Below are 15,660 nucleotides of genomic sequence, written 5' to 3' on the forward strand. Positions count from 1 at the left end.
TTGTCAATTTACATCGAATGTGATGTTGCCATGACACGCCTTGTCCGCCGAGCGATGCCCAACGCAAAAAGGCTCTCAGCCATCACAAGATTGGCAGATTACTGAGGGCTCGATGTTAACTTGATGGAACTTCGACGCGTCGGGGGCGCCAACGCGACGGAGCCGTAATCCGGCTGCCGCGCGTGATGTTGCGTTTATGCAACTATCGAATAGCTCTGTCAGGGTTAATCGCGCGGGCCACCAATTAGCGGCAATCGTGGCGGCAGCCATGCTGCTGGGGCGCAATGCGCCGGACGTGAAGAGGCGCCGTCGCGATGCGATCGCGACGCGATTGTCGGGCACGGGTTCGCTCTGCGGGATAGCCCGCGCGATCCGTGCAGATCATCCCCAGGCAACCGTGCCCAGGGGTCCTTCGATATTAAAGTGCCAGGTAGATGCCGAAACCGATCATCGCCCACAAAGCCGTGGTCGCGCCGACGATCACCGCCAGGCGCTGGCGCACCGGCAATTTGTTTTGCACCGGCGCTTCGACGTAGGCCTCGACCAGCCTATACTGGAGTGCTCGTGCGTACACGCTGTCGTCCGTGGGGTGGACGAGTTCGTCCTGATCGAACGACCGGCGCTTCTCAAGAGCCTCGGCCTCGGCTTGAAGCTGCGCTACATCGATCTTGCGTTGAACGTGCATTGAAAAATACTCCGGCTCTACAAGCGGTATACCGGTGCGCCTTTGCGACGAACTTAAAGCTGCTGGTTAACAGCGCGCTATCGATTGCCATCATAAAAAGCGAAGTGGGATCGCCTCGTGCACACCCGGCAAACGTGACGATCCGCGCGGTTGCGGCTACCGGGCGAACGCTGCCCGAGAGCGAAATTTCAGATCTGGTAGTTCGGCAAGGACAGGAACGCTGCCTTCAGCGCCTCTCCCCATCCGCTTGAGATCGAACGGAAATAATCATCGCTACCGTCGATGCGCCGTTCGTGAAGCGGCTTGAACTGGTCACGCTCGATCACCAGCAGATCAAGCGGAAGGCCGACCGAGAGGTTGGCTTTCAACGTCGAGTCGAACGAGACCATCAGCAGCTTCACCGCGCTTTCGAAGCTCATCGTACGTTCATAACCACGAATCAGGATCGGGCGCCCGTACTTGGTCTCACCGACCTGGAAAAACGGCGTGTCGAAGCTCGCCTCGATGAAGTTGCCTTCCGGATAGATCAGGAAAAGCCGCGGCTCCATGCCCTTGATCTGACCAGCGACAATCATCGATGCGCCGAATCGGGTACCCCCGCCCTGCCCGTTTTCGGATGAGCTCGACGCGATGGTGTCACGCAGGAGGTCACCTATGATGCTGGCGACCTGGAACATCGTCGGCGCTTCGAGCAGCGAATTGTGCCGCTCGGACGGCGCCTTGCTGCGCTCTTCGAGGTGACTGATGACGGTCTGGGTGGTCGCCAGATTGCCCGCCGTCATCACCGTGATGATCCGATCGCCCGGCACGCACCAGTGGAACATCTTGCGAAAGGTCGAGATGTTGTCGACGCCCGAATTGGTGCGGGTATCGCTCATCAGCACCAGCCCACGATCGAGCATCATGCCCACGCAATAGGTCATGGTGTTACAACTTCCTCATTCCCTGCGGCCGGCACGCTCCTGCGCGACGCTCGACCGGATTATGCCTGTTTGCGCCTTGGCGCCCACGGGCGTCAGCCCCCCTGGGATTGCTGCTGCCCGCCCGGCCCTTGCTGTTGGGACTGCCGCTGCTGCCCGGCTCCGGCTTCGTCCACGGAGAGATTGACCGCAAGCCGGCTTTCCCCGGTTCCCGTCGCGACTCCCGTAAACGGCGCCGCCTCTCGATAGTCGCAACCGGTGGCTACGCGGACATACCGTTCGTCCGGGCAGATCTCGTTGGCGACATCGAAGCCGACCCAGCCAAGCCCGCGAACATAGGCTTCCGCCCAGCCGTGACCGGCATCCTGCTGGCTGCGGCCGTCCATCTTGAGGTAACCGCCGACATAGCGGGTGGGGATGTCGAGCAGCCGCCCGGCGCTGATGAAGATGTGAGCCTGATCCTGGCAAACACCGCGTCCGGCGGCAAGCGCCTGCTCGGCCGAGGTCTTCACGTCGGTCGTGCCCGGCACATACTCGACCGCGCTGCGCACCGCATCGCTGAGCCGGTGCAGGAACGCGAGCGTATCACCGCGATCGGCATCGATCCCGGCCACCAGCGCGCGTACCTTCAGGCCCGCGCGGGTCAGCGGCGTGGCGCGCAGGAAGCACCACAGCGGCATATGGCCGACATGATCGCCCAGCACGCCGTTGTTGTCGACCGTGCGGACGGTGCCGCTGCACGTAACCACCACTTCGCGCGCGCCCGGCTCCAGCGAGACCAGTTCGACATGGTTGTGGTGCTGGTCGTCGTACTCGGCTTCCGGCCGCGCGCCTTCCAGCGTGGTCGTCCAGTCGACGATCTGCTGGCCGTGCGTCGACTTGGGTCGCAACCGCAGCCGCTGCAGGCCATGACTGACGCCGTGATCGAATGAATAGCGAGTCTCGTGGGAGATGGTGAGGAGCACGCGCCGCCGTTCCTATGCCGTGAATCTGTAATCGGCGGCGATCGATTCGCCGATGCGATACGTGCGCCCGATGAAGTCCTGGAGAAATTCGTGGAGTCCGCCTTCGAAGATTTCCTCGATGTTGGTGTCGTGCAGGCGGCAACCAGCGTCGCGCAGCAACTGGTGTGCCTGCGTCTCGCTGCCGTATTGCTTGGCGAGCCCGGCCATGTTGCTGCGGATCTTCTCGAAGCAGAACACGAGGCTGCGGGGGAACCGGCCGTCGAGGATCAGGAAGCGGGCGATGTCACGCGGGTCCATGGCGCCTGCGTTCAGCCACGAATAGACGCGGTTGCCGGCGACCGAACGCAGCAGCGTGTCCCATTGCACGTTGTCCAGGCTCGATCCGACCCAGGCGACCGAGGGCAACAGCACGTAGTACTTCACGTCGAGGATCCGCGCGGTGTTGTCGGCCCGCTCGATGAAGGTGCCGATCCGCGCGAAGTTGAACACCTCGTTGCGCAGCATGGTCCCTTCCATCGCCCCGCGGACCAGCGTGGCGCGGCGGCGGATGGTGGAGAGCACTTCACCCAGGTTGGTTTCGCGCACCGGCCGCGCGAGCAGTTCGCGCAGGATCATCCAGGTCTCGTTGGTGGCTTCCCAGACCTCGTTGGTCAGGCTGGTGCGCACGACGCGCGCGTTGGTGCGCGCGTTCTCGATCATGGCCAGAACGCTGCCGGGATTGTCGCGGTCGCGCAGCAGGTAGTTGAACACCTGCGCGCCGGTGACATCCTGATTCTTGGCTAGGAACCCGGCCTCTTGTCCCGTGGTAGTCAGGACCGAACGCCACTCCTCTTCCTGGCGGGCACGGCTGCCGCGCGTCAGGGCAAGATGGAAGCCCACGTCGATGAGGCGCGCGGTATTCTCCGCCCGTTCAAGGTAGCGCGCCATCCAATAGACGCCGTTCGCTGCCCGGCCGAGCATCAGCGGGCAGCCATGGCGGCGTAGTGCGGCACGATAGGGTTCACCATCATTCGTCCAGCACCCAGCTGTCCTTGGTCCCGCCGCCTTGCGACGAGTTGACCACCAGGGAGCCCTTCTTCAGCGCCACTCGCGTCAGCCCGCCGGGCGTGATGTCGATCCCATCGGGTGAGACCAGCACGAATGGCCGCAAATCGACGTGGCGCGGGGCGAGACCTTCCTTGGTGAAGATCGGCACGGTCGACAGCGAGAGCGTCGGCTGGGCGATGTAGTTCGCCGGCTTGGCGCGCAGCTTGGCCGCGAACTCCGCGATCTCCTTCTTGGAGGAGGTCGGACCGATCAGCATGCCGTATCCGCCCGACCCGTGCACTTCCTTCACCACCAGATCGGCCAGATTATCAAGCACGTAGGCCAGGGAGTCGGCCTCGCTGCAGCGCCACGTCGGCACGTTCTTCAGGATCGGTTTCTCGCCGGTGTAGAATTCGACGATATCGGGCATGAAGCTGTAGATCGCCTTGTCGTCGGCGATGCCGGTGCCCGGCGCATTGGCGATGGTGACGCCCCCGGCGCGATAGACATCCATGATCCCGGCCACGCCCAGCACGCTGTCGGGCTCGAAGCTCAAGGGATCGAGATAGTTGTCGTCGACCCGCCGATAGATCACGTCGACAGGCTTGTAGCCCTCGGTCGTGCGCATCTGCACGCGCCCGCCGGAAACCCGCAGATCACTGCCTTCGACCAGTTCTGCCCCCATCTGATCGGCGAGGTATGCGTGTTCGAAATAGGCGGAATTGAAGATACCCGGCGTCAGCACCGCGACGGCCGGACGCGAGCCGGCACACGATGGCGCGCACGCCTGGAGCGAACGCATCAACCGCCGCGGATAATCCGAGACGGGCCGCACCGGAATCTTGGTGAACAACTCCGGAAACATCTGCATCATCGTCTCGCGGTTCTCGAGCATGTACGAGACCCCGGACGGCGTGCGGGCATTGTCCTCCAGCACCATGAAGTCGTCCGCTCCGGTGCGGACCAGATCGATGCCGACGATGTGGGTATAGACGCCGCCGGGTGGCGTGAACCCGATCATCTGCGTCAGGAACGCCTCGTTATCGCGCAGGAAGTGGACCGGGAGGCGGCCGGACTTCACGATCTCCTGCCGGTGGTAGAGATCCTGCAGGAAGGCGTTGATCGCGCGCACCCGTTGCTCGATCCCGCGTGTCAGCTTGCGCCATTCGCGTGCGGTGATGATCCGCGGGATCATGTCGAAGGGGATCAGCCGTTCTTCGCCGGCATCGTCGCCATAAACATTGAAGGTAATGCCGATGCGCCGGAAGAAGCGCTCCGCCTCGGCATCCTGGCGGCGTAGCCACGACACATCCTGACCATCATACCACTGCCGAAAATCGGCATAGGCGGTGCGAACCGAGCCGTCGTCGTTCAGCATCTCGTCGTAGCGTGACCCGTCGGCAGAACTCATCGTGACTCCCGTTTGAGCCACGGTGATGCAACAAGGATCACCGCTTGCCAAGCGGGTTACGCTGCGCCTGCGAAAGAAAAGCGCTTGCGGGCGGCGCTTGCGCAGTCCTCCCTAGCGGCGATCAGGCCCGGGAAGGAACGGCGAGCTGTTCCATCAGGACGGTGCGACGGGCGCGCTTGCGGGTCCAGCGGCGGCGGCGGTAGGTGCCGACCAAGACGCACATCGCCGGCCACATCAGCGTCAGCGCGATGTCCGACAGCGTGTCGTCCCACCGCCACGAACCATAGAAGAAGTAATTCATGACTTCGTTGAACAGCTCGATCTCGACGACGAGGAACAAGGCCAGCCACGAAGCGCGGCGACTGCCGAGCAGGACCTGCCCGCCAAGGTAGATCGCCATGCCGACATGGACGTGCAGCATGTTCGGCGATGCGCCGGTCACCGCCTTGGCCACCTCGGTGAGGTCGTGATAGCTGGTGATCAGATCCACGGCGCGCTCCTTGGTTCGGGCGGGCTGAAGGCCCCGTCATGCAAAGCCCGAAAAATTGCCGGCAAGCACACCATCAAAAGGGTGCCTCACCCAGGTAGTTGCCCGCTTCGCTGTAACGGCAGACCAGCACGTCCTCGACGGCGCCGCTGGCGATCGCGCAGCCGACATGGCGGGTCTGGCGCCACACGAGCTGCGTATAGTGGCCGACATCGGCGACGCGCCCGGTGGTGCTGTTGTCGGGGAACGTGCCATAACGGAAATGGCGCTTTTCGCGCACCCAGCCGTCCACCATCGCCTCGATCGCGTAGTAGCCGCGCGTGCCCGCCCACAGGTTCTCGCCTTCGGGGTCGGAGGCGCGTTCGGGCGCGTGTTCGAAGCGTTGGGTCGCGGACAGGTGATCGGCCCAACGCTGGGCCGATCGCGCCAGCCCCTGGTCCCAGTACAAGGGCGCGATGCCCAGCGTGGAGCGCTCGCGATTATGCGCGGCGAGAACCCGCGTTTCGAAATTGCTGGTGAAGTCGGTCGCCCCGATCAGCAACGGCGCGCCGGCGATCAGGGCAAGCCGGCCCATTCCCTCCAACACGCGATGCCACATCGGCCCAAGCTCCACGACGATGTGGAGCAATGTGCCGAACAGACATAACGATGAGGTTGGCCGATTTGGTTACCGGCCCGTTTACGGTCGACCATCCTCTTCCATGGCGGCCGCGCTACTCTGCCGCCATCCGATCAGCGCGACGCCATGATGGCGACCCGGTCTCCCCGCCGTGCCTGGGCGAACAGCAGCCGCGCGAATGCACGCGGCACTCCGATGCAGCCGTGCGTCGCGGCGGCCGCCCGCACGGCGCTGGCGTGGATGGCGACGCCATCCGGGGTGAGCCGCAGCATGTAGGGCATCTCTGCGTCGTAAAGCGTCGAGCGGTGCTGCTTTGCGCGCTCCAGGATCGGGTACACGCCCAGCGGCGTCGGCTTGCCATCGGCGCCGTACAGGATCAGCGTCGTTCCGATTTCGTGCCCTTCGCGAAAGACCGATAGCGTCTGGAGCGACAGGTCGACCCGGATCCAGATTGGCCCCGCCGGTACGCCGGCATCATTCCAAGCGTAGTCGCCGAAACGTAGTGGCTTCGTCACGTCGAGCAGACTGCGGATCGTGCGCTGCTGGCCATCGGGAAGCGTCATGGTGGGATAGCCTCCTGCGGGATAGACGATCCGGCCTGCGGGTGAGGGATGCACGATGGCGCCGATATCGTGCGATTGCCGGCTGTGAGCGCCCCCCTGCGCGGTCGCGGCGATAGTCGACGCACGCAGTTCGCTTGGGGCTTTCAGCAACACCACCGCCGGAATGGATACGACGATCGCCAGACCGGCGGCAAGCCAACGGCGGCGCTTGCCGCGTGACCGTGCCAGCAACACGGCGCCGGGTGGGAGGACTCGCGCCTTCCGCAATGTCAGATGTTGACCGACGAGAGGCGATCGCTTGCCGGTCCGCATACCCGCTGTCGGCGCAGGGCACGACCGATCATGCCCACGCCCAGGATCATCAGCAGCCAAGTCGCGGGTTCGGGGACCGCCGAGCCCGGCGTGTTGCTACCCGGCCCGCCCCCGCCACCGGGAGGCGACGGATTGCCGTCGGTCGGCGGCGCGGGATTGCCGGTGAAGCCGGGGGTATCGCCAAAACCGAAACCGGGAACTTCGAACCCGACCGGCGCAAAGTCCGGCGTGCCGATCGCGGGGACGCTCAGGATCGGATCGGGCCGACCCAGCAGCGCGAGATCGGGTTCACCAGGACCGAACGAGGGTGCTGGCGCGGGGCGCGTGCGCCCGACAGACAGCACGCGTTCACGCGGGATCGGGCTGACGGGCCGAGCGCGAACAGCCGGGGCGACTCGCGGTTTGGTCTGGTACAGTGCGCCGCTCAATCGCACCCCCGGCGATCGTGAGGCAAAGATGGAAAGGGGATTGCGCAAGGTCGATGCGATCGCCTGCGCATTGTCACCCCGGGTCAGGACGGCGAGCAGCACCGCCAGGATCACAGCCAGCAAGCCGCCCAGTGCCAACTTGCCTTGTCTGGTTCCGAGCCGCGACAACCACTGCTTGAGCACGCCCAACGCCTGCATCTCCCCGTAAGTGACTGCTTTAACACGCATGGCGGTGAGCAGGCTGCGTGATGGGTCCGTTGTGGAGGCAACGCCGGCTGTACTGGCCCGCGATCAGATCAGGCCACGCTCCGTCAAGTCATTCTCCAGCGCGGATGCATTGGTGAAATGATGAACTTGCCATCCCAGATGCGCAGCAGCCGCGATGTTGGCGGCGTTGTCATCGATGAACAGCATCGCCGCCGGGGCAAACTCGAACCGCTCCGCCGCAAGATCGAAGATGAGCGCGTCGGGCTTGGCGAGTTTTTCGTCGCCTGAAACCACCACGTCGCGAAACCGGGTCAGGATCGGCAGGGTCGGTCGGAACTGGGTCCAGAACGCGGCCGCGAAATTGGTGATGGAGAAAAGTGGCACGCCACGTTGCGCCAAACGGTCGATCAGCGCGGCAGTGCCGGGGACCGAGCCCGGAATGGTCTCGAGAAAGCGCGTGGCATAGGCGTCGATAAGATCGGCTTCGGCCGGAAAGGCCAGCTTTCGCTCCGCAACCAGTTCATCCAGATCGCGACCGGCGTCGTGTTGGTAATGCCAATCTTCGGTGACGACGGTGGTGCAGAACCACTCCAGCCTCGCCGGATCGGCGATCAGCTTGCGATAAAGGCAGCGCAAGTCCCACTCGACCAGCACGCGGCCGATATCGAAGACCACCGCCTCGACCGATGCTGCCTGTGGCTTGACGCTGGACACAACAAAAGCCCCCGCAACAGCAGGGGCTCGAACGGCGAGCGTGTCCCGCCGTGATTGCCGGCGTCCCGAAGGACGCCCGCCAGATCAGCCCTGACGCGCCTTGAAACGGCGATTGGTCTTGTTGATCACGTAAGTCCGGCCGCGGCGACGGATGACGCGGTTGTCGCGGTGGCGGTCCTTCAGCGACTTGAGGCTGTTGCGGATCTTCATGACGGTTCTCTCGTGATTCGGTTATTGGGGCGGTACCAACCGCCGGAAAATCGAAGCCGCGCCGTTAAGGGTGTAGCCTGCATGAGTCAAGTATGGCTTGCCACCAAAGCCAGACCATCGCCGTTCACGCCCTGGCAATAAGCCATGTGCTTAGGCGGGTGATGGCGGCATGTGATTCTGGAGTAAAGATGCGATCTTCGCGTTCCGCCGTCGTGGCCGCCTGCATTGTGAGCCTGGCCGCCATCCCCACCATCGCCATGGCACGTCCCGGAGACTGGGGCGGTTCGACATGGGGCGGACCGGGTTGGGGTGGTGGGTATGGCGGCGGATGGGGCGATCCGCTGGCGAACACGCGTGCTCGATCGGGCAATCGCGGTGATCCGCGCGAAGGGCGGGTGCAGGTCAGCCGCTTCATCACCACCGACGCTTCCGCCGATCTGCTGGGCCACGGAGCCGTCGCCGTGACGTCGCTTACAGCGCCAGCCAGCGCCGGACCATTGAGCGGCGATGGCCCCGGAGGAGATGGCCCCGGGGCAGATGGCACGCAGGACTATCTGGCGCATGATGCGCGTGCACCGTTCGAGGCTGCGGTGGTCGATCGCCTCGTCGCGGTGGGTTACGACACCATCCACGCCGATCCCGCAGGCGGCCAGGTTGCCGAAGTGCGCGTCAGCCGCGAGGTGCTGGTCCCTGCCGAGATCAAGCGCAGCCCCGTCAGCGGAACGGCCGCCATGGAGGTGGGCACCCGGGGGTCGGCCTATGGACTGGGGGTGAATGTGGACATGAGCAAGCCGCGCACCGCCCTGCTCTCCACCCGGCTGGATGCCCGCATCAAGGACCGCGTGAGCGGCAAGGTGCTGTGGGAAGGCCGCGCGCAGATCGCGACGCGCGATGGCGACGACAAGTGGAACGACGGCGCGATCGCGAATCGCCTGGCCGAGGCGCTGTTCGATGATTTTCGCAAGCCCACCGGCTGAGCACCGGGCCTTGCAACCCCGGGCGACAAGGCACAAATCCTTGACGACAAGGGACCGATCCGTCCCACGGAGACGATGCCATGAAGCCGATCGCCTTGCTGCCCGCCGCTGTGCTGGCCTGCGCGCTGCTGCAAGGCTGCGCCACCCCGATCGGTCCGGTCGAGGTCACCCGCTTTCACTTGCCCGACACCACGGTGCTGGGCCGGGGTCCGATCCGGGTCGAGCCAGCGCAGGGGCAGGATGGCGGCAGCATCGAGTTTCGGACTTACGCCGCTGCCGTCTCGCAGGAGTTGACGCGGCTGGGTTATAGCGAGGCGCAGCCCGGCGGCCCAGGCGGCACGCAGGTCGCGGTGCTGAGCGTCGATCGCCAGACGTTCTCGCCCGGCCAGCGCCGCAGTCCAGTCTCGGTCGGTGTCGGCGGCAGCACCGGCAGCTATGGTTCGGGATTGGGGCTGGGCCTGGGCATCAATCTCTCAGGACCGCCCAAGGATCAGGTCGAGACGCGGATGAGCGTGATGATCCGCGATCGTGCGACCGGGCAGAGCCTGTGGGAAGGCCGCGCGCAGTTCTCGGTGCGGGCCGATGCGCCGGTGGCGCAGACGTCGCTGGGTGCCGCCAAGATGGCACAGGCGTTGTTCAAGGGCTTTCCGGGACGCTCGGGTGAAACTATCTCGGTGCCATGACGGCCATCCAGATCAGCTCCGCCTTCGATTCCGGCAACATCGAGATTCTTTCCATCGAAGGAGCCGAGGCGCGACTAACGCTTTGCCCGGACCGTGAATCGAGCTTCAAGCAGTGGTTCCACTTTCGCGTGGAAAGCGAACGCGGCCAGCAGTTCGTGCTGCGCATCACCGGCCTCAACGGCTCGGCCTATCCGATGGGCTGGCCCGGCTATAACGCCTGCGTCTCGGCGGACCGCCAGTTCTGGAGCCGCGCCGACACGACCTATGACGAAAGCGACGGCGGCACGTTGACCATCCGGCATACCGCCGCCGGCAACCTGACGTGGTTCGCCTATTTCGCGCCCTATTCGACCGAGCGGCATCACGCGCTGATCGCGCGCATCGCGCAGGCGCCTGGATTCGAATACCGCAGCTTGGGCACCACGCTCGACGGCGCGTCGCTCGATTGCCTGGAGACCGGCACCGGCTCTACCCAGGTCTGGTTCTATGCGCGCCAGCATCCGGGCGAATCGATGGCCGAGTGGTTCATGGAAGGCGTCGCCGAAATGCTGGCCGACCCCGCCAACTCGACCGCGCGCGAGCTGCGCCGCCGCTGCCGCCTGCACCTGGTGCCCAACGTCAACCCGGACGGCGCCGCGCGCGGCCACTTGCGCACCAACGCCGCCGGCGTGAATCTCAACCGCGAGTGGGCCGAGCCGACTTTAGAACGCTCGCCCGAGATCGTCGCGCTGCGCGGCGCGATCGAGGAAACCGGCGTCGACTTTGCGATGGACGTGCACGGCGACGAAGCGATCCCGGCGGTGTTCCTCGCCGGGTTCGAGGGCATCCCGTCGCTGCGGCCCGAGCAGTTGGACGGCTTGCGCCTGTTCGCCTCGGTACTCGAACGGCGCACGCCCGACTTCCAGACCAAGCGCGGATACCCGGTCACTCCCGCCGGGCGCGGCAATCTGGCGATGTCGACCAATTATCTGGCAGAACGGTTTTCGGGGCGCGGTTGTGTTTCGATGACGCTCGAGATGCCGTTCAAGGACCACGACCCGGCGCCCGACGCAATTCAGGCGTGGAGCCCCGAACGATCGAAGCAGCTTGGCCGTGATAGCCTGGGCGCGCTGCTGGAGTGGCTGGATGCCCGCAGCGCGGCGGTGAGCGAAGTCGCGCTTTATCCTTGAGGCGCACGGCGCGCGGCACAGGATCAAGGTTCATGCGCTGAAGCGAGCGGGTGTCCCAATCCCCACCCTGTCCTAGCCGCTAGTTCTCGGGCGGCCCCGCCGGCGCATCGTCGCTTACGCCCGAGCGCGACTTTCTGACCGTATAATCGATGCGGATGCGCACCCACGCGCCGACCTGCGGCTTGTTGTCGATCCGCGGGGGCTTCACCAGGAACTGCCAGGCCGCGTTCTGCACTGCCCGACCAAACCCCGATCCCCGCGGTGATTCCCCCAGGATCGCGCAGTTTTCGACATGGTAGCGGTCGATCGTCTGGCAGGCGACGAGGCCCCAGCCCTCCAAGCCGGCCTTCTGCGGCATGTACGTGCCGAGTTCGGCGTCGGTCGGCCGGCGATACCAGTCCGCCTCGTACAGCCGCACGCCGCCCGGCCCGTCTCCCGGACCATACGCGGTACGCGAATCGTTGCCCTTGCCGTTGCTGTCGGATCCCTGGGCAGGCCCCTTCATCTTGCCGATGTCCGCCGCCGCGAGATCCGCCTTGGACATCTTGATGAAGCCGGGAATGCCATCCTCGGCATCGGGTTTTTCGACCTGCTTCTGAATGCGGATGACGGGCTTGGGCTGGGTAGTCGTCGCGGGCTTGTTCGCGCGCGTGGCGACACGCGGTGCCTTGGGGCGCGCCTGGCTGCTGCGCGCGGTCTTGTTGGGATCCGCGGCGTCGATGCTGAACGAAACCGGGTTCTTGCTGATAATCCGCTCGGGGCCGACCACAGCGGAGAAGATCAGCCCGAGGATCACGAGCAGGATGATGCCGAGCGAGAGCGCCGAGGATATCAGCCGCTCGCGCGGGGAGCCCGGCTGATAGCCGGTCGCGGGCCGATACTCCATGTCCATCGCGCGCGTCGCTAGCCGGGAAGCGCTGCGGCGGCAATCGCATGCGGCGCGGCTGTGACAATTCGTGACGAATGCCTGTCCTCGTCGCGGCGCGGGGGCAGCGGTCTAGGCGAGATTGGCCGGGCCGAACGCATGCGGCAGCAGCGCCGAGAGGGTGGTTTCCAGCACCTCGTCGCCATCGCACCAGACCACCGGATCGGTGCCGCCAAGTTGCGCGACCTCGTTGAGCATCTGCCGGCAGCGGCCGCACGGCGTGACCGTGGCACCCTGCCCCGGCCGGCCCGGCGCGCCGCCGGTCACCGCCACCGCGACCAGCCCGCCGCGATTCGCCTCGCTCAGCACCTTGCCGACCGCGACCGTCTCGGCGCACAGCGACAGGCCATAGCTGGCATTCTCGACGTTGGCGGCGGTCACGACGTCACCATTGGCGAACGACAGCGCCGCGCCGACGTGGAATTTCGAATAGGGCGCATAGGCCCGCGTCGAAGCCTCGCGCGCCCGCGCCAGCAGTTCGTCCCGTTCGATCATCGCTGCACCACCACCCAGCGTAGCCCCTGCTGCGACACTTCGTTGGCCAGCGCAGTGTTGGCCGTCCACATCGTCCACGGCCGCCCGGCATAGTCGGGCTGCACGCGATCCTCGACCAGCCACAAGTTGCGGTCCAGCTTGCGCGCTACCGCATAGCGCGCCTGGAACGCCTTGGTGATCTTGAGCACCGTCGCCTTGCCGGTGTGCGTCTCGACCTGGTTGAGGAACGTCATCAGTTCGCTTTCGACTTTGGCGTCGGTGACCTTCACCGGGCAGCCATCCGCCAGCATGTCGAGCTCGACCGCCGGTGGCAGCAGCGCGGCATCGCGCGGCACGGTGGTGACGAAATTCGCCGCCTGCCGCCCGGCCGGCTGGCACGGATCGTAACGATGCACCGCGCCCACCTGCATGCCCGCCGCCTTGGCTTTCTCGAAGTTGGCGACGAAGGCGGGATCGCGCGCGAAGACGCTGACGCTGGCGTCGATATAGGCAAAGTCGGCGCCGATCGCCTTGAGCGAGGCAAAGCTGACATCGCCATCGCCCGCGCCGATCTCGACCCCCTGCATCGGAAACGCAGTGCGCTCGGGCAACCAGTGGTGCAGGTGCCACCAGGCCCAGCCGCCGCCGATCATCGCCAGCAACAGCAGCGCGCCCAGGATGCGCAAGCCCCACGGGCTGCGGCCGCCGCCCGACGCGCGACGTTTGACAGGTTTTCTGGCCATCGCGCTATCCCCGGATGTGCAGGACGCAGATGAGGGTGAACAGCCGCCGTGCGGTGGCGAAGTCGGTTTCGACCTTGCCCTCCAGCTTCTCGAGCAGCATCTCGGCCGCTTCGTTGTGGACACCGCGCCGGGCCATGTCGATCGTCTCGATCTCCAGCGGCGATGCCTTGCGAATCGCCTGGTAGTAGCTTTCACAGATGGCGAAGTATTCGCGGACCGGGCGCCGGAAGCGCGCCAGCCCGAGGATCAGCGACTCGAGCTGTGTGCCCGCGCCATCGGCGATCTCCACCGACAGCCGTCCGTCGCGAACCGCCAGATTCAGGCGATAAGGCCCTTGATGCCCGGCCTCGAACGCACGCAACGGCTTGAAAGTGTTATCTTCGATCAGGTCGAACATGGCGATGCGCCGCTCCTGCTCGATATCGGCGTTGCGCCACAGGATGGTCGCCTCGTCGAGTTCGATGTGGGAGATGCGCGGGTCGGCCATGGTTGTCCGCGCTTTACGCTTTTGCGACAGTCCGGGGCAAGGTTCGATCCGGTATCGCCACTCTCCACAAGCTGTGGATTAATAACCCGTCGCAAGTCGCTTGCGGGGGGAGGCACCGGAGCGCAAAAACGGCCGCTTATGGCAACGGCACCCTCTCTCGTCCGCGATGCGGAAACCCCTGCGATTCGCGCACTTCCCTCGAACGTCGAGGCCGAGGCCGCGTTTCTTGGCGCGGTCCTGATCGACAATCGCGTGCTGGAGGAAATGCAGACTCCGCTCACCCCGCTGCACTTCTTCGAGCCGGTTCACGCGCGCATCTTCGAGCGCGTGCTGCAACTGCTCGACCGCAAGGCGGTGGTCACCCCGGTCACGCTGCGTCCGTATTTCGAGGCGGACGAATCGCTGAAGGCACTGGGCGGCGTCGCCTATCTCGCGCGGCTGACGGCCGACGGACAGGGCCTGCTCGCCCCGCGTGAACTGGCCGACCAGATCTACGACCTGGCGCTGCTGCGCGAACTGGTCTCGGTCGGGCGCAATCTCGTCGAAGGCGCGATGGACACCTCCGAATCGGTGGAGCCGCGCGAGCAGATCGAGCTTGCCGAAGCCGCGCTCTACAAAGTGGCCGAAGGCGCCGCGACCGGCAGCGAAGCGCAAAGCTTCAGCACCGCCACCCGCACCGCGATCAGCGCGATCGAAAAGGCGTTCAATTCCGGTGGCCACATCTCGGGCAAGACCACCGGCCTCGTCTCGGTCAACAACAAGATCGGCGGCCTGCACGATTCCGATCTCATCATCCTCGCCGGCCGTCCGGGCATGGGCAAGACCTCGCTTGCCACCAACATCGCTTTCAACGCCGCCGACCGCCTGCGCCGCGACATCGATGACGGCATCCCGCTCGAGCAATCGGTCGGCGCGGCCACCGTGTTCTTCAGCCTGGAAATGAGCGCGGACCAGCTCGCCACGCGTATCCTGGCTGAGCAATCCGGCATCAGCTCCGAAGCCTTGCGCATGGGCAAGATCAGCCGCGATGACTTCCAGCGGCTCTCCTTTGCCAGCCAGCGTCTCGCCGAATTGCCGCTCTACATCGACGATACGCCGGCCCTGACCATCGCCGCGCTGCGCACCCGCGCCCGGCGATTGAAACGGCGGCACAACATCGGGCTGGTCGTGGTCGACTACCTGCAGCTGCTGCAGGGCTCAGGCCGCGCCAGCGACAACCGCGTGAACGAAATCTCGGAGATCAGCCGCGGCCTCAAGACCCTGGCCAAGGAACTGCAGGTTCCGGTGATCGCGCTGTCGCAGCTCAGCCGCGCGGTCGAGCAGCGCGAGGACAAGCGGCCGATGCTGTCCGACCTTCGCGAGTCGGGCTCGATCGAGCAGGACGCCGACATGGTCTGGTTCGTCTATCGCGAGGATTACTACGCGATGGCGACCGAACCCAAGGAGCCGACCGACAACGATCCGCAGGACGTGCACACCAAGTGGCAGGCCTGGCACGAGAAGATGGAGCAGATCACCGGCCTGTCCGAACTGATCGTCGCCAAGCAGCGCCACGGCGCCACCGGCAAGGTCCGCTTGCGCTTCGAGGCGCGGATCACGCGATTCTCGGATCTCGCGGACGAATCGATGCAGCAGGCCTACGACGACGAGTGATC

19 protein-coding genes are annotated in these 15,660 nt (G+C 65.3%); 4 read left to right on the plus strand and 15 right to left on the minus strand.

Going from position 1 to position 15,660, the window contains the following annotated elements; genetic code table 11:
* Positions 1 to 418 precede the first annotated feature (418 nt).
* From ACXJ1Z_RS05800 to ykgO, 11 genes are all read right to left on the minus strand, one after another.
* Positions 419 to 685 (minus strand): hypothetical protein, encoded by a 267-nt coding sequence (locus tag ACXJ1Z_RS05800; RefSeq protein WP_463780224.1) that lies wholly within the window; start codon positions 683 to 685, stop codon positions 419 to 421.
* 188 nt (positions 686 to 873) lie between these two features.
* Positions 874 to 1,608, minus strand: a complete 735-nt coding sequence (locus tag ACXJ1Z_RS05805) for a proteasome-type protease (RefSeq protein WP_463780226.1) — start codon at positions 1,606 to 1,608, stop codon at positions 874 to 876.
* Between the two features lie 92 nt (positions 1,609 to 1,700).
* Positions 1,701 to 2,570, minus strand: coding sequence for a transglutaminase family protein (locus ACXJ1Z_RS05810; RefSeq protein ID WP_463780228.1), 870 nt, complete (start codon positions 2,568 to 2,570; stop codon positions 1,701 to 1,703).
* A gap of 12 nt (positions 2,571 to 2,582) precedes the next feature.
* Entirely contained in the window at positions 2,583 to 3,530 is a 948-nt protein-coding gene (locus ACXJ1Z_RS05815; RefSeq protein WP_463780229.1) for an alpha-E domain-containing protein, read from the minus strand.
* A gap of 46 nt (positions 3,531 to 3,576) precedes the next feature.
* Entirely contained in the window at positions 3,577 to 5,007 is a 1,431-nt protein-coding gene (locus ACXJ1Z_RS05820; RefSeq protein WP_463780231.1) for a circularly permuted type 2 ATP-grasp protein, read from the minus strand.
* A gap of 121 nt (positions 5,008 to 5,128) precedes the next feature.
* Positions 5,129 to 5,497, minus strand: coding sequence for a hypothetical protein (locus ACXJ1Z_RS05825; protein WP_463780232.1), 369 nt, complete (start codon positions 5,495 to 5,497; stop codon positions 5,129 to 5,131).
* A 73-nt stretch (positions 5,498 to 5,570) separates the two neighbouring features.
* Entirely contained in the window at positions 5,571 to 6,122 is a 552-nt protein-coding gene (locus tag ACXJ1Z_RS05830; RefSeq protein WP_463780234.1) for a CAP domain-containing protein, read from the minus strand.
* A 104-nt stretch (positions 6,123 to 6,226) separates the two neighbouring features.
* Positions 6,227 to 6,907: a L,D-transpeptidase family protein gene (locus ACXJ1Z_RS05835; protein WP_463780236.1), complete on the minus strand. Its 681-nt coding sequence runs from the start codon at positions 6,905 to 6,907 to the stop codon at positions 6,227 to 6,229.
* 38 nt (positions 6,908 to 6,945) lie between these two features.
* The gene (locus ACXJ1Z_RS05840) at positions 6,946 to 7,644 is read right to left on the minus strand and encodes a PEPxxWA-CTERM sorting domain-containing protein (protein WP_463780238.1); all 699 of its coding nucleotides are present in this window, start codon (positions 7,642 to 7,644) and stop codon (positions 6,946 to 6,948) included.
* 63 nt (positions 7,645 to 7,707) lie between these two features.
* The gene (locus ACXJ1Z_RS05845; protein ID WP_463780239.1) at positions 7,708 to 8,337 is read right to left on the minus strand and encodes an HAD-IA family hydrolase; all 630 of its coding nucleotides are present in this window, start codon (positions 8,335 to 8,337) and stop codon (positions 7,708 to 7,710) included.
* A gap of 84 nt (positions 8,338 to 8,421) precedes the next feature.
* The gene (ykgO, locus tag ACXJ1Z_RS05850; protein WP_003046794.1) at positions 8,422 to 8,547 is read right to left on the minus strand and encodes a type B 50S ribosomal protein L36; all 126 of its coding nucleotides are present in this window, start codon (positions 8,545 to 8,547) and stop codon (positions 8,422 to 8,424) included.
* 212 nt (positions 8,548 to 8,759) lie between these two features.
* Between ykgO and ACXJ1Z_RS05855 the strand changes: the two genes are divergently transcribed.
* The 3 genes from ACXJ1Z_RS05855 (at position 8,760) to ACXJ1Z_RS05865 (ending at position 11,376) form a co-directional block, all read left to right on the plus strand.
* A complete protein-coding gene (locus tag ACXJ1Z_RS05855; protein WP_463780244.1) occupies positions 8,760 to 9,524 on the plus strand; it encodes a hypothetical protein in 765 nt (254 codons plus the stop codon).
* 80 nt (positions 9,525 to 9,604) lie between these two features.
* Complete coding sequence (locus ACXJ1Z_RS05860) at positions 9,605 to 10,207, plus strand: DUF4136 domain-containing protein (protein WP_463780246.1); 603 nt, start codon at positions 9,605 to 9,607, stop codon at positions 10,205 to 10,207.
* The gene (locus ACXJ1Z_RS05865; RefSeq protein ID WP_463780247.1) at positions 10,204 to 11,376 is read left to right on the plus strand and encodes a M14 family metallopeptidase; all 1,173 of its coding nucleotides are present in this window, start codon (positions 10,204 to 10,206) and stop codon (positions 11,374 to 11,376) included. The genes ACXJ1Z_RS05860 and ACXJ1Z_RS05865 overlap by 4 nt, the downstream gene beginning before the upstream one ends.
* A 79-nt stretch (positions 11,377 to 11,455) precedes the next feature.
* On the opposite strand, the gene ACXJ1Z_RS05870 is transcribed toward ACXJ1Z_RS05865, so the two are convergent.
* The 4 genes from ACXJ1Z_RS05870 to ACXJ1Z_RS05885 all read right to left on the minus strand — a co-directional run bounded on the left by ACXJ1Z_RS05870 (position 11,456) and on the right by ACXJ1Z_RS05885 (position 14,005).
* Complete coding sequence (locus ACXJ1Z_RS05870) at positions 11,456 to 12,268, minus strand: hypothetical protein (RefSeq protein WP_463780249.1); 813 nt, start codon at positions 12,266 to 12,268, stop codon at positions 11,456 to 11,458.
* Between the two features lie 105 nt (positions 12,269 to 12,373).
* Positions 12,374 to 12,796 (minus strand): cytidine deaminase, encoded by a 423-nt coding sequence (locus ACXJ1Z_RS05875; RefSeq protein ID WP_463780250.1) that lies wholly within the window; start codon positions 12,794 to 12,796, stop codon positions 12,374 to 12,376.
* Positions 12,793 to 13,518, minus strand: a complete 726-nt coding sequence (locus tag ACXJ1Z_RS05880; protein WP_463780252.1) for a glycoside hydrolase family 25 protein — start codon at positions 13,516 to 13,518, stop codon at positions 12,793 to 12,795. Before ACXJ1Z_RS05880 ends, ACXJ1Z_RS05875 begins: the two co-directional genes overlap by 4 nt.
* A 4-nt stretch (positions 13,519 to 13,522) precedes the next feature.
* The gene (locus ACXJ1Z_RS05885) at positions 13,523 to 14,005 is read right to left on the minus strand and encodes a UPF0262 family protein (RefSeq protein ID WP_463780254.1); all 483 of its coding nucleotides are present in this window, start codon (positions 14,003 to 14,005) and stop codon (positions 13,523 to 13,525) included.
* A 138-nt stretch (positions 14,006 to 14,143) separates the two neighbouring features.
* On the opposite strand from ACXJ1Z_RS05885, the gene ACXJ1Z_RS05890 reads away from it, so the two are divergent.
* Positions 14,144 to 15,658, plus strand: a complete 1,515-nt coding sequence (locus ACXJ1Z_RS05890; protein ID WP_463781177.1) for a replicative DNA helicase — start codon at positions 14,144 to 14,146, stop codon at positions 15,656 to 15,658.
* Positions 15,659 to 15,660 lie beyond the last annotated feature (2 nt).

The sequence above is a fragment of the Novosphingobium sp. TK46 genome (assembly GCF_055361525.1).